The sequence below is a fragment of the Streptomyces yaizuensis genome (assembly GCF_034961445.1).
GTDB classification, from domain to species: domain Bacteria; phylum Actinomycetota; class Actinomycetes; order Streptomycetales; family Streptomycetaceae; genus Streptomyces; species Streptomyces yaizuensis.
On record NZ_BSBI01000009.1, the window covers coordinates 334,540 to 348,364 of the forward strand.

Consider the following 13,825-nt stretch of genomic DNA (forward strand, 5'->3'; position numbering starts at 1 on the left):
TTGACAATCACCCCCTCCTTGCGACTTGATACCCCCTAGGGGTATGGTTCGGGTCGTTCGAAGAGATACCCCCTCGGGGTATTCATTCCAGGGGAAGGAACAGACCGATGCCAACCGTCGACCCAAGACGCTGGTGGGCCCTTCTGGTGCTGGCCACCGCACAGTTCATGGTCATCATGGACACCTCGATCATCGGGGTCGCGCTCCCCGAGATGCAGCGCGATCTGGGCTTCTCGCCCGGGGACCTGCAATGGGTGTTCAACGCCTATGTCATCGCCTTCGGCGGGCTCCTGGTCCTCGGCGGCCGGCTCTCGGACCTGTTCGGGGCCCGCCGGATCTTCGTCTCCGGCTGGGTGGTGCTGATCGCCGGATCCGTCGTCGCCGCCGCCGCGACCACCGCATGGGTGGAGATCGTCGGCCGCGCCGTCCAGGGCGTCGGCGGGGCGCTCATCGCCCCCGCGTCGATGACCCTGCTGATGATGCTCTTCGGCCACAGCCCGAAGGAGTTGGGCAAGGCCCTCGCGCTCTACGGCGCCGCCGCCCCGGCGGGCGGCACCGCCGGGGTGTTCCTCGGCGGAGTCTTCACCGAATGGGCCAGCTGGCCCTGGATCTTCATCATCTACGTCCCCATCGGCGTCGCCACCCTGGCCGCCACCGGGCTGCTGCCGGCCGCCGCCCCGCGCCGGGGCGCCGTCGATGTCCTCGGTGCCGCCGCCGTCACCGCCGGCCTGGCGCTCGCCGTGTTCGCCGTCGTCCGGGCCCCCGAGACCGGCTGGAGCGACGCCGGGACGATCGCGCAACTCGCCGCGGCCGCCGCGCTGCTCGCCCTCTTCCTGCTGATCCAGCGGTCCGTCCGCACCCCGCTGATGCCGCTCTCCGTCTGGCGCACACCGGGACTCGCCGTCTCCAACGCGGCGATGGCGCTGCTGGGCGCGGCCTGGATCCCGATGTGGTACTTCCTCAACCTCTATCTCCAGCAGGTCCTGGGATACGGGGCGTTCGCGAGCGGGGCCGCGCTGCTCCCGATGACCGGTCTGCTCATGGTCTTCATGACGCTCATCACGGCCCGGCTGCTGGGCCGCTGGGGCGCCAAGCCCCTCGTCTCGGGCGGTCTGCTGGTGCTCGCGGTGGGTCTGCTGTGGCTCTCGGCCGTCGAGCCGACCGGCACCTTCCTGGTCGATGTGCTGCCCGCGTCGCTGGTCGCGGCGACCGGTATGTCGCTCGCCTACATACCCGCGATGATGGCCGCGATCTCCGGCGTCGGCCAGGAGGAGGCGGGGCTCGCCTCCGGCATCGTGAACACCACGTACCAGGTCGGCTCGGCACTGGGCCTGGCGGCGCTCACGGCGGTGGCGACCTCCCAGGGCGCCGACCGGCTCGGCGACCTCCCCGCCCTCACCGACGGATTCAGCGCCGCCTTCACCGGCGCGGCGGCGGTGGCGGTGCTGGGCGCCCTCCTCACCGCCCTGCTGATGCGCGGTGAACGGCGACGGGCCGGTACGCGACGGGCCGGCGCGGAACGGGTCGACGCGTAGCGGACGGCGCACGGCAGACCGGACCACAGCGGACCCGTCCCTGTGGACCCGTCCCTCCGGATCACCCTCCCGGGCATCCCTGTCCGCCCGGGAGGGCTCGGCCGCTCCCGGGGCCGCTCCTGGGGCTCAGGAAACTCATGAGGCATGTGCCGACCGGGGTTGCGATGATGTGCCCGATCGTCCGCCCCCTGTGAGGAAGTGTCATGCCACCGCTCGTCCCCGCCGATCCCACGGTGCTCCACCCGATGCCGGACCAGCCCCGCGTGGTGCTGCTCAAGCCCTTGGTGACCTCGCCGCTGATCGAGGTCGGGGAGTTCACGTACTACGACGACCCGGGCGACCCGACGGCGTTCGAGCGGGCGAACGTGCTCTACCACTACGGGCCGGAGAAGCTGGTCATCGGCAGGTTCTGCGCACTGGGCGAAGGGGCGCGGTTCCTCATGAACGGAGCCAACCACCGCATGGACGGCCCCTCGACGTTCCCCTTCCCCATCATGGGCGGCTCCTGGTCCGAGCACTTCGACCTGATCACGGGGCTGCCGGGGCGGGGGGACACCGTCGTCGGCCACGATGTCTGGATCGGCAACGGGGCCCTGGTGATGCCGGGCGTCCGCATCGGTCACGGAGCGGTCGTCGCGGCCGGGTCCGTCGTGGTGGACGACATCCCCGACTACGGGATCGCCGGGGGCAATCCGGCGCGGCTGATCCGCCGCCGGTACGGCGACGACGACATCGCCCGGCTGCTGGCGGCCGCCTGGTGGGACTGGCCGGTCGAGCACATCACCCGGCACATCCGGACGATCATGTCGGGCAGCGTGGACGACCTCGTGGCGGCGGCCCCCGACGGCGCGTGAGTCCGTGGCCGGCTCCGGGCCACGGCGGTCGGCAAGGTTTCCGCAAGGGCCGGGCAAGCCTTCCGTCCGGCGGCGCGGGCACCTCCCGGACACCGGGAGCGGGGACCGGCCCCGCCGGGGAGACACGGGGGTACGCGATGCGGACACCGAGCACGCCAAGCACACCGGACACAGTAGGAGCAGCGGGCGCGCTGTCGTCCGGGGCGCGGACGGCCGGGTACCGACAGGAGGCAGCGGCATGAGGAAGCTGGTCCGGGTGACGCTGACCCCGCTGGCCCCGGCGAACCCCGCGAACACGGGGGCGGGGTCGGACGGTCTCCTGTGGGTGCTGTCCGCGCGTACGGGGAGCACGGCGAACACGGGGTACACGGGGTACGCGGGAAGTGCCGTCGGCGCGGCCCGCCCGTACACGCTGACGGTACGGGCGGGGGCCATGACGGGGGCACCCGGCGTGGCCGGTCCGCGGGGCGGCCCCCTGGACGAACATCTCGCCGTGGACGCCGACCGGTGCCGGGACCGCTGGGCCCTGGACTGCGCCGACGTCCTGCTCGCCGCTCACCCCCGGCCGCCCGCGGCGGCCCTGCGGATCCTCGCGGAGCTGCGCGCCGCCCACCCCGGCTGCCGGCTGACGGCCGCCGCCCTCACCGGCGGCGGCTGGGCGGTGGCCGGCGGGCCCGACCCCCGGGTGGTGACCCTCCCCTGCCCCAAGAACCCGCGCCGCTCCCTGCTGCCGTCCTGTCTGCACGCCTGGCTGGTGGCGGGCGGGACACTGGGCGAGGTCGAGGCCCGGCGGTCGCACCCCATGGCGATCGGCCACGGAAACCGGCGCCCCCGGGGGCCGCTTCCACCCCCGTACAACCGGGTCTGATCGTTCCCTGCACGGGATCCAGCCAGTATGGAACCACGCCTGGCCACCCCGGCGACCCCGTGCCATGCTCGCCGACACCGCCGACAAAAAGGGCAGCGGGGGCCCGGACGGGCCAGCGGGAGGTCGCTGGGGCGTGGAGATCCTCTTACTGGGGCCCGTCGGACTCAGATCCGGCGGGGCGGGAGACGGTTCCGGCGGCGCCGGTGCGCGGCTGGAGCTGGGGTCGGACAAGGAGCGCACCCTTCTGGCGGCGCTCGCGCTGGAGCCGGGGCGCCCGGTCTCCGTGGACACACTCGTGGACCGCCTGTGGGACGACGATCCGCCGCCCCAGGCGCGGGGAAATCTGCACGTGTACGTATCGCGGCTGCGCAGGCGGCTGCGCGCGGCGGGCGACCTCCCCGACGGCCCGGTCCCCCGGATCGTCACCCGCGCGCACACCTACGCGCTGGAGACCGACCCCGGCTGTGTGGACTGGTGCCGCTTCCAGCGGCTCACGGACACCCCGCAGGACGGCGGGGACGACGAGCGGACGGCCGAACGCCTCGCCCACGCCGAGCTGATGTGGCGGGGCGAGGCCCTCGCGGGGCTCCCGGGGCTCTGGGCGGAGAGCGTGCGCCGGACCCTGGCGGAGCGGCGGATCGCGGTGGCGGCGGCCCGGATCGGGGCCCGGCTGCGCCTGGGCCACTTCGCGGACGTGGTGGGCGAGTTGACGGCGCTGTCCGACCGGCGGCCAGGCGACGAAGCGCTGCTCGGTCAGCTGATGCTCGCGTACTACGGCAGCGGGCGGTACACGGAGGCGCTGCTCGTGCACCAGCGGGCCCGGCAGCTGCTGCGGCACGAGTTCGGCGCGGTGCCGGGCCCGGAGCTGAACCGGATCCACCGGGGGGTGCTGGACCGGGTGCCGGCCCGGGAGCTGGCCCGGGGCGGCACGCCGGTGTCCCCGGCCGGTGGCCGGGCGGCACAGGAGCCGTCCGCGCCAGCCGGGGCGCTCGCGCGGCAGGGGCAGCTGCCACCGCGCAATCTGCCGCACCAGCCCCGGCTGGTGGGGCGCCGCGCGGAGTTGGGGCGGCTCCTCGGCGGTGTGGCGGGCCGGGACGGCGGAGCGGGTACGGAGGACGACGCCACCACCGATACCGGTGCCGATACCGGTGGTGGTTCCGGTGGTGGTTCCGGTGCCGTGATCACTCTGGAGGCCGTGACCGGTATGGCCGGTGTGGGCAAGACCTCCCTCGCCGTCCATATCGCCGAACAGCTCGCCGCGTACTACCCCGACGGTCAGCTCTATCTCGATCTGCGGGCCCACTCCCCCGCCCAGGAGCCCCTGACCCCGGCCGCCGCCCTCGCCACCCTGCTCCGGCTGATCGGCGCGGACGCCCAGCAGATCCCCGCCGAGCTGGAGGAGCGCAGCGCCCTGTGGCGCACGATGCTCGCCGGGCGCCGGATCGTCGTGGTCCTCGACGACGTGGCCGGTGCCGACCAGGTGCGCCCGCTGCTCGCCGGCGGCTCGTCCGCACTGACGATCATCACCAGCCGCCGCCACCTCAGCGGGCTGCCGCACGCGCTGTCGATCCCCCTGGACGTGCTGCCCGAAGAGGACGCGGTGGCGCTGTTCCGCAGCTTCGCGGGGGCGGAACGGACCGGGGACATCACCGGAATCACCCGGATTGTTCATCTGTGCGACTGTCTGCCCCTCGCCATCGAGCTGGTGGCCAACCGCTTCCGGGCACGCACCTCCTGGACGCTGGCGACGCTGGAGGACCGGCTGACCCGCACGTCGGGGCGGCTGGCGGAGATCCGGGACGCCCATCTGAACCTCTCGGGCCCCTTCCAGCTCTCCTACCGCACCTTGACCGGCCCCCAGCGGATGGCTTTCCGGAGGCTCGCCCTCCATCCGGGCGACGACATCACGGCGGACGCGGCGGCGGCCCTGCTGGGCCTCCCCCTGGCGGACACGGAGCGTCTCCTCGAAGATCTTTGCACCTGCCATTTACTTCAGGAGCCCGCCCCCGAGCGGTACCGGAATCATGATCTCGTCTCCGAATTCGCCTTCGCCCTGGCCGAGTTGGAAGATCCGGAGGAGCTGCGGGCGCAGGCATTGCGCCGACTGATCGATTTCTGGCTGCACATGGCCGACCAGGCGGATCGCATCGCCTATCCCCGCAGGCTCCGGCTCGGCCCGGCGAAGGACACCGATCCGCCCGCCCGCTGGAAAAGTCCGGAAGCGGCGAAGGAGTGGTTCAGTACCGAACGGGGCAATCTTCTCGCGGTGGCCCGCGCCGCACGGACCGCCGATCACCCCGAAAGTGCCGCCCGGCTCGCCTACGCGATCTCCGGCTTTCTCGAAGCGGAATGTCACTGGCAGGATGCGGAGGAGGTCCTCCGGTACGCCGTGGACCACTGGACCACCACCGGCGACCGGCCCGCGCTCTGCCGGGCGCTGATCCAGTCGACCACCGTCCAGGCCCGCACCAGCCACTACCCGGAAGCAGCGGCGTACGGCGAACGCGCGCTGGACACCGCCCGCGCCACAGGGGACACGGAGGCCGAGGCCGAGGCACTGCGGACCCTGGGGGAACTCCGCTGCATGATCGGGGAGAACCGTGCGGCTCTGGTCCTGCTCCAGAAGGCATTCGGAATAAAAGCTGTGCACGGTGATACATGGGATAAAGCGCGCGGATACAATAATATCGCCATCGCCTTGCTCCAGCTCGGTGAGCACGAGCGGGCCATGGACCATTTCAGCAAGGCCCTCACGGGCTTCCAGGAATCCGCTGACAATTTATCCATGGCCAAGACATGCAACAATATCGGCGATCTTTTCACCATCATGGGAAATCTGGACTCGGCACACCGTTCATATCGCAAGGCCCTGGCCATTTTCGAATCGTCCGGAAGCCGTTTGGACCAGGCGATCACCCGGAACAACATATCCGGTCTCCTCATCGCATCGGGCGATCCCCTCGCGGCGCTGCCGCTCTGCCTGGCGGCCCTGGAGGAATTCACTTCACTCGGCGACCGACTGGGTGTCGTGGAAAGCCGGCTCTCGGCGGGCGAGGCATGCCGCGCACTGGGCCGGGAGGGGCACGCGATCGCCCATCTGCGGGAGGCCGCCGCCGTCGCCGGCGCCATCGGGGCCACCCCGTACAGGATCCGGGCGCTCCTGCTGCGCGGGCAGGCGGAGTACGCCGAAGGGCAGGCCGAGGCCGCCTGCCGCAGTCTGGAGTCGGCGCGGGCGACGGCGGAGCGTGCGGGCCGCGCCGACGAGGAAGCGGAGTCCCGCCGCATCCTCGCGGAGATACACCGCTCACTCGCCGCGAAGAACACCGCGCACGAGGGACAGGGCCGGTCGGCCGACGCCTGAATTACCCTCCGCGCCCAGCCCCCAGCACTCCGCCCCTCTCACGCTTTTCGGCCAGGCATTGCCGAAAACGGCGTCAATGGAACCCGATTTCCTACCTTCGTTCGAGTGATGCTACGGTCTCCGCCCCGAAGATCACGAGGCGTGATCATCACATCATCCGAAGGGACCCCTCTCCCGTGCCAGGAAAGAAAAGGGCGATGCGCAGCTTCACGTTCATCGCCGCTATCGGACTGATGGTCCTCTGCGCGCCGAGTGCGGCGGCTGCCGAGCCCCCGACCACGGTCCGAGTGGAGAAGTTGCGCTGCATTTTCGTGTGACCTTCTCCGGGGTGGCCCCGTACGGGGTCACCCCACCCCTCCGGAGCCGGCCGGCTCCGGAGGTGCGGCGGCCGGGCTGAACCAGGCCGGGCCCTCGGTCAGCGCCTGCTGGATCCGGAAGCGGGCGAACTCCCGCAGCTCGGGCAGGGCATCCAGCGCGAACCACCCCACCTCCAGCGACTCGTCGTCGTTGACCACGGCCTCGCCGCCGGTGGCGTGGCAGCGGAAGCAGATGTCCATGTACTGGCACTGGTCGCCGTTGGGGTAGGTGACGGGCTTCGGCAGCCCCTGCACCAGGACGACCCGCTCGGCGGTGCAGCGCACGGCGGTCTCCTCGTAGACCTCCCGGACGGCGGTCCACGCGGGTTCCTCGCCGGGTTCGGCGATGCCGCCGATGATCGACCACAGGCCGTTGTCGGCGCGGCGGACGAGCAGCACACGGCCCTCGTCGTCAAAGACGACCGCGCTGACGCCCGGGAGCAACAGGAGTCGATGGCCCGCGGTGGCCCGGATCTCGCGGATGAAGTCAGGAGTGGTCATGGCTTCGAGCCTAGTTCGTTCCGATCTTCCTCCGACCGGAGCGGCGGACTTCTCCGCTCCCCGCCCGGTGGGTGGGTCAGGCGCGCGGCTCCGCGTCGGCGCCGGGACCGCCGGTGGCCGGCCGTGCCGCGCGGCGGGCACGGACGGCGTCGGCGCCGGCCTTGCCGAGACCGGCGGCGGCGATCAGCAGCAGCGCGATCTCGGGCCAGACACCGAGCCGGGTCGCGGGGGTCAGCGACGAGCGCAGCGGGACCTCGGCGACCAGGACGTCCGGGGTGAACATCTCCGTCTTCCGCACCACTCGCCCGTCGGGGGTGATCACCGCGCTGACGCCGCTGGTGACCGGGACGACCACGGTCCGGCTGTGCTCGACGGCCCGTACCCGGGACATCGCGAGCTGCTGATAGGTCATCTCGCTCCGCCCGAAGGTGGCGTTGTTGCTGGGTACGGAGATGAGTTGCGCGCCCTCGGTGACGGTGTCCCGCGCCATGTCGTCGAAGGCGGCCTCGTAGCAGGTGACCAGGCCGACCTTGGTGCCCGCGAGGTCGAAGACGCCGATCTCGGTCCCGGGGCCGAAGTCGCGCCGGACCCGGTCGACGTCGGAGCTGAAGAGCCGGACGACGGACCGCATCGGGATGTACTCGCCGAACGGCTGTACGTGCCTTTTGTCGTATGTGTCCACGGGCCCGCGCTCGGGGTCCCACTCGATGAGGGTGTTGCGGAGCTTGCCGGTGTCGGGGCTGAGCACCGCGCCGACGACGGTGGGCACCCCGATGGCGCGCACGGCCTCGTCGATGACCGCGCGGGCATCCGGGTTCCGATACGGGTCGAGATCGGATGAATTCTCCGGCCAGAGAACGAAGTCCGGTTTCGGCACACGGCCGGCCCTGACGTCGGCGGCCAGCTCCTGGGTGCGGGCCGCGTGGTTGTCGAGGACGGCCCGCCGCTGGGCGTTGAAGTCGAGGCCAAGGCGCGGCACATTGCCCTGGACGGCGGCGACGGTCGCGGTGCCGTCCTCGGCGGAGGCGTCGACCAGCGGGAGCGCGGCGAGCGCGGCGGTGACCGGGAGGAAGAGAGTGAGCAGCGCGGCGGCGAGCGGGCCCCGGGGCAGTTCCCCGGTGCGCCGGAAGGCGACGGCGCGGCGCACCGTCTCGTACAGTCCGAAACCGCAGAGGACGACGGCGAAGCCGAGCACCGGGGTGCCACCGACGGCGGCCAGCGGCAGGAAGACGCCGTCCGCCTGACCGAAGGCGATCTTGCCCCAGGGGAAGCCGCCGAAGGGGACACGGGCCCGGGCGGCCTCGCCGAGGATCCAGACCGCCGCCGCCCAGACGGGCCACACCGGGAGCCGGCTCACCGCCGCGATACCGAGGGCCGCGGCGGCGATGAAGAGGGCTTCCACGGCCGCCAGCGCGATCCAGGGCACGGGGCCGACCTCTTCGCCGGTCCAGATCAGCAGCGGCAGCAGGAAGCCGAGACCGGTCAGGTAGCCGAGGCCGAACGCGGCACGCGGCCGGCGGCCGCGCAGGGTCCAGGCGAGCAGGGCGAAGGCGGGCACCGCCAGCCACCACAGCGGCCGGGGCGGGAAGCTCAGGAAGAGCAGCGCTCCGGAGAGCAGGGCGGCCCCGGGCCGGACGAGCCGCCGCAACGGCGGGACGCGCTCGGTGGCGGGGGGCTCGGGGGTGTCGACGGTGGCGATGGTGGTGCTCACCCGCCGGAGTCTACGGTGAGGCGCTGTGAGCCCGGCGCTCCGGTGAACTGCGGGGCGGTCCTCCTGAGCGATCCCGGCGGTCCCGGCGGTCCGGGTGTTCCCCTGCACTGGGGGGCGCCGACCCTTTCCGGCTCCCGGGCACCAGGCACCGGGACGACCCTCGCGCATCCGGCTGTCCCGGACCACCCCGGCAGCGGCGGCGGACACAGGACCGACCGCCGGCCATGGGAGACCCGACGGAGGTCCCGGGCCGAGGTCCGGAAGAAGGCTGCGGGGCCAAGGCCCGGGCAGGTCGTCGTCGGCAGACGGCCGCCGCGCACGGGCGGGCGGGGCGCCTCCCGGGCACCCCGGCCGAGCGGGCCGTACCCGCACCCGTACCGGAGGGGCCGCCTGCGGGGTCTCCACCACTCGCCGATCGCCGGACGGGAGACCGGGCCCGGACCCCACGGGGCCCGCCGCCCCAGCGGGTCCCGGGGCGCGGCGGGCGGCACCGCGCGTTCCCCTGTCGGGCACTCCCCGGCAGGCCGCCCGCACCCGTATCGGAGGGACCGCCCCGGGACGTCCCCGCACACCGGCCACCGTCCGGAACCCAGCGCCCCCGAGCAGGCACTTCCCCGGCAGCCGTGCGCGGCGCGGCGTGCCGCACCACCGTGGCGCCAGGGCGGGCCCGGTGGTGCTGTTGTGGGCGGAGGGCCGGTGGTCAGGCGGCGGACGGGAGGGGTGGCGGGGTGAGGTGGTCGCGGATGGCGCGGACGGCGGCTTCGGCGTCGTCCACCGTCACCGTGAAGGTCCTGCCGTCGCCCAGGGTGACGACGATGCCCTCGCCCCGGCGGACGATCACGGCCGTGCCCTTCCCGGGGCGCCAGCGGTAGCCCCAGCCGCCCCAGTGGCGCGGGGTGACGCCGGGGTCGACATGGGCACCGACCACGTGCGAGAGCGGGATCCGGCGGCGCGGCAGCCCCAGATGGCCGCAGCGGACCTCGACCGCGTCGCTGTCGACGCGTACCGCCACATGGACGAACGCGACCGTGCCGTACAGCACCAGCAGGCCCACCGCGACACACCCGACGACGGCCATCAGCAGGGCGGCGACGCCCGAGGTCCAGGAGGAGCGGAGGGCCAGTTGCACCCCGAGGGCGACGAAGGCGGCGCCCGCGAGGGCGGGCAGCCACTGCGCGCGGTTGGTCGCGCGGCCGGTCCACACGGGGGGCACGGGCTCCGCCGGGGGAGGCGCGGGCTCGTGGGGGAGATCCCTCATGTTTCGCAGGGTACCCACGGACCGGCGGGTCGGCAGCGGCACCGTGGGGCGCTTCACCTGTCGGGCGGATCGCGCCAAACCGCCGGGCCACCGGACCACCGGACCACCGCCCCGTGCGGTGCCGGTGCGATGAGCGCCCCGGCCTGCTCAGTGGACGGTGGTCACCGGCTGGAGCAGGCGGCCCTCGGCGTAGCGGAGCGCCGCATCGGACAGGGTGCCCTCCCGGCCGCTGTGGAGGACGGTCAGGGTGCCGGACGCGGTGGCCCCGGGATCGGGCGCGGCGCCGATCCGGCGCAGGGTCTGGGCGGCGACGGCGCCGGCCGAGCCGTGGAGGACCACGGGCAGGCCGAGGGCGGCCCGGATCCGTTCGGCGACCAGTTCGTAGTGGGTGCAGCCGAGGACGACGGCACGGGTGTCCCGGGGTGTGCGGGCGGCCGCGGCGGCGACGGCCCGTTCCACGGCGGTGTCGTCCGCGTGGTCCACGGCGTCGGCGAGGCCCGGGCACGGCACCTCGGTGACGGCGACGGACCCGGCGAACCGCCCGATCAGGTCGCGCTGGTAGGGGCTGCCCGTGGTGGCCGGGGTCGCCCAGATGGCGACGGGCCCGCCGAGCCGGGCCGCCGGCTTGATCGCGGGTACGGTGCCGATGACCGGGATCGCGGGCTCCAGTTCGGCCCGGAGCGCCGGAAGGGCGTGCACGGTGGCGGTGTTGCAGGCGACGATCAGGGCGTCGGGGGCGTGTGCAGCGGCGGCGCGGGCGACCGCGAGCGCGCGCTCGGTCACCCCTTCGGGGGTACGGGGTCCCCAGGGCATCCCGTCGGGGTCGGAGGAGAGGACGAGATCCGCGTCGGGCCGCAGTCCGCGTACCGCGGCGGCCGCCGCGAGCAGGCCGATTCCGGAGTCCATGAGCGCGATCTTCACCCGGTCACCATAGTCGACAAAACACCCGTGGCCCGTCCGGTGGGGCAGACTGCGGCGCATGAGCGCCCCCGCCTGGATCGCCCTCACCGCCCTGGCCGTCTGGGGATGGCTGCTGCTGTGCCGGGGGTTCTTCTGGCGCACCGATCAGCGGCTGCCGTCCGCCCCCGCACCGGATTCCTGGCCGGATGTCGCCGTCGTGGTGCCGGCCAGGGACGAGGCCGCGGTGCTGCCGGCCGCGCTGCCGTCGCTGCTGGCGCAGGAGTACCCGGGGCGGGCGCGGATCGTCCTGGTCGACGACGGCAGCACGGACGGTACGGGCGGGCTGGCCCGCGCCCTGGCCGAACGGCACAGCGGGCTGCCGCTGCGGGTGGTCTCCCCCGGCGGTCCGGAGCCCGGCTGGACGGGCAAGCTGTGGGCGCTGCGGCACGGCATCGCGGTGGCGCGCGAGCAGTGGGCGACGGAGACATGGGCGGAGGCACGGGCCGGAGCGCGGGCGGAGGCCCGGGCGGGAACCCCGGCAGAGTCGCGGGACGAACCCGAGTATCTGCTCCTGACGGACGCCGACATCGCGCACGCCCCGGACAGCCTGCGCACCCTGGTGGCGGCGGCCCGCGCGCACCGGCTCGACCTGGTGTCGCAGATGGCCCGGCTGCGCGTCGGCACCGGCTGGGAGCGGCTGGTGGTGCCCGCCTTCGTCTACTTCTTCTGCCAGCTCTACCCGTTCCGGTGGGTCAACCGTCCCCGGGCGCGGACGGCCGCGGCGGCCGGCGGCTGTGTGCTGCTGCGGACCGCCGCCGCCGACCGCGCGGGAGTGCCGGCCGCGATCCGGGGCGCGGTGATCGACGACGTGGCCCTGGCGCGCGCGGTGCGGGGGGCCGGTGGCCGGATCTGGCTGGGGCTCGCGGACCGGGTCACCAGCGTGCGGCCCTACCCCGGCCTCGGTGAGCTGTGGCGGATGGTGTCGCGCAGCGCGTACACGCAGCTCCGGCACAGCCCGGTGGTGCTGGCGGCCACGGTGGCGGGGCTGGTACTGGTGTATGTGGTGCCGCCGCTGGCGCTGGTTGTGGGGGCGTTGTCCGGCGACGCCGTCACGGCGGGCGCGGGCGCGGCGGCCTGGGCGGTGATGGCGGCGACGTATCTGCCGATGCTCCGGTACTACGGGCTGGCGCCGTGGTCCGCCGTCGCGCTGCCGTTCACGGCGGCGCTCTACGCGCTGATGACCGTCGACTCGGCGATCGCGCACCACCGGGGGCGGGGCGCCGCCTGGAAGGGGCGGACGTACGCGGGCCGGAGCACCGGCCCGCACCCGCGCCGCCCTGCGGGTACGGAGACGTCCGCCGCCCCGGGCACCCCCGCAGGCGGTCGCGCGGAGGGCTGAACACCAGGAACCGGAACCCCCGGAGGCGATACGCCGATACGCCGAGACCCTGCGGCACAGAGCACCGATCCGGGCGCCGAAACCTCGGAGCGGGACCCGAAAATGGGTCCACAACCCCCTGATAACCCGTGGGTAACCCGTCGTCAACGTGCTCTTTACGGGATTCTTGCCCGATTCCGCGACCGATTTTCCCGGATTCGCTCCCATTGATGGTCCATGTGGCCACGCATCCGGCGAAACAACCCGTAGACCGGCCTCCCCAACCGGCACTCGTGGGCTTACCTTAGGTCCCATGACCTCCCCCCGCTCCACCTACGGCGGCGGTTACTACTCCGCACCGTCCTTCGCCGACACCCCCATCTACGACTCCCTGGTCGCAGAGCGGGGCACACCTCAGATCGCCCCGATCCGCGTGCCCGCCGCGTACGACACCGGCAACAGCCATCTGCCGGCGCTCCCTTCGGCCCTGCCCGCCCTCCCGGGGCCCGCCGCCCCGCAGCAGGCGCCCGCGTACGGGTATCAGCAGGCCCAGCAGCCGATGCCGCTCCAGCAGGCGGTGGCCCCGGCCGTGCCGCAGCCCCCCGCCCCGCGCGGCTATCCGGCGCCGCAGGCCCACCCCGCGCAGTACCGCCCGGTGCCCACCGGGTACGAGGCGATGCGCCCGGCCGCCGCCCGGCCCGCGCCCGCCCCGGCGCCGTACCAGGATCCGTACAACCGCCCTTATCAGGGGCAGGGTTACTGACCCACCGCACCCTCCTTCCACCTCCCCGCGGCAGCGGGGTTCCCGCCCGACGAGGTCTGCGGGAACTCCACCCCGTACCCGGCGCGTTGAACGTTTCCGCGGACCGGGACCGGCCCCGCGCGGGCGGCGGCGGATCCTCCGCCCCGGCCCGCCGGGGCCTTGTCGTGTCCGGCGCCCCCCGGCCACCCCGCGGCCCGTCAGCCACCACCTCCCGCGCGCGCTACGGTGGGTGTGGCCCCCACGGGGGCCGGGACCACCCGGCCGGCACGCGCGGCGGTGGGTCCCAGGGGACGTGCCGGCCGGGTATGCCCCATTTCCCAGGATTCCCCGGGGGTTTCTG

At 73.6% G+C, this 13,825-nt stretch carries 10 protein-coding genes; 6 read left to right on the plus strand and 4 right to left on the minus strand.

Annotation, left to right across the window (positions count from 1 at the left end; all coding sequences use genetic code 11):
• Positions 1–107 precede the first annotated feature (107 nt).
• The 4 genes from SYYSPA8_RS22530 (at position 108) to SYYSPA8_RS22545 (ending at position 6,618) form a co-directional block, all read left to right on the plus strand.
• Positions 108–1,535 (plus strand): MFS transporter, encoded by a 1,428-nt coding sequence (locus SYYSPA8_RS22530; protein WP_323449074.1) that lies wholly within the window; start codon positions 108–110, stop codon positions 1,533–1,535.
• A 203-nt stretch (positions 1,536–1,738) separates the two neighbouring features.
• Complete coding sequence (locus tag SYYSPA8_RS22535; protein ID WP_323449075.1) at positions 1,739–2,389, plus strand: CatB-related O-acetyltransferase; 651 nt, start codon at positions 1,739–1,741, stop codon at positions 2,387–2,389.
• A gap of 238 nt (positions 2,390–2,627) precedes the next feature.
• Entirely contained in the window at positions 2,628–3,257 is a 630-nt protein-coding gene (locus SYYSPA8_RS22540; protein WP_323449076.1) for a hypothetical protein, read from the plus strand.
• A 133-nt stretch (positions 3,258–3,390) separates the two neighbouring features.
• On the plus strand, positions 3,391–6,618 hold the full coding sequence (locus SYYSPA8_RS22545; protein WP_323449077.1) for an AfsR/SARP family transcriptional regulator: 3,228 nt from the start codon (positions 3,391–3,393) through the stop codon (positions 6,616–6,618).
• Between the two features lie 344 nt (positions 6,619–6,962).
• On the opposite strand, the gene SYYSPA8_RS22550 is transcribed toward SYYSPA8_RS22545, so the two are convergent.
• From SYYSPA8_RS22550 to SYYSPA8_RS22565, 4 genes are all read right to left on the minus strand, one after another.
• Positions 6,963–7,475: an NUDIX hydrolase gene (locus tag SYYSPA8_RS22550; protein WP_323449078.1), complete on the minus strand. Its 513-nt coding sequence runs from the start codon at positions 7,473–7,475 to the stop codon at positions 6,963–6,965.
• A 76-nt stretch (positions 7,476–7,551) separates the two neighbouring features.
• Positions 7,552–9,186, minus strand: coding sequence for an apolipoprotein N-acyltransferase (gene lnt / locus SYYSPA8_RS22555; RefSeq protein WP_323449079.1), 1,635 nt, complete (start codon positions 9,184–9,186; stop codon positions 7,552–7,554).
• A gap of 700 nt (positions 9,187–9,886) precedes the next feature.
• Complete coding sequence (locus tag SYYSPA8_RS22560) at positions 9,887–10,444, minus strand: hypothetical protein (protein ID WP_323449080.1); 558 nt, start codon at positions 10,442–10,444, stop codon at positions 9,887–9,889.
• Between the two features lie 147 nt (positions 10,445–10,591).
• The gene (locus SYYSPA8_RS22565) at positions 10,592–11,425 is read right to left on the minus strand and encodes a glutamate racemase (RefSeq protein WP_323449081.1); all 834 of its coding nucleotides are present in this window, start codon (positions 11,423–11,425) and stop codon (positions 10,592–10,594) included.
• Here SYYSPA8_RS22565 and SYYSPA8_RS22570 point away from each other — a divergent pair.
• Both SYYSPA8_RS22570 and SYYSPA8_RS22575 read left to right on the plus strand, forming a co-directional pair.
• On the plus strand, positions 11,424–12,743 hold the full coding sequence (locus tag SYYSPA8_RS22570; RefSeq protein ID WP_323449082.1) for a glycosyltransferase: 1,320 nt from the start codon (positions 11,424–11,426) through the stop codon (positions 12,741–12,743). The two genes, SYYSPA8_RS22565 and SYYSPA8_RS22570, sit on opposite strands and share 2 nt — an antisense overlap.
• 292 nt (positions 12,744–13,035) lie before the next feature.
• Positions 13,036–13,485, plus strand: coding sequence for a DUF6643 family protein (locus SYYSPA8_RS22575; RefSeq protein ID WP_323449083.1), 450 nt, complete (start codon positions 13,036–13,038; stop codon positions 13,483–13,485).
• The last annotated feature ends 340 nt before the right edge of the window (positions 13,486–13,825 follow it).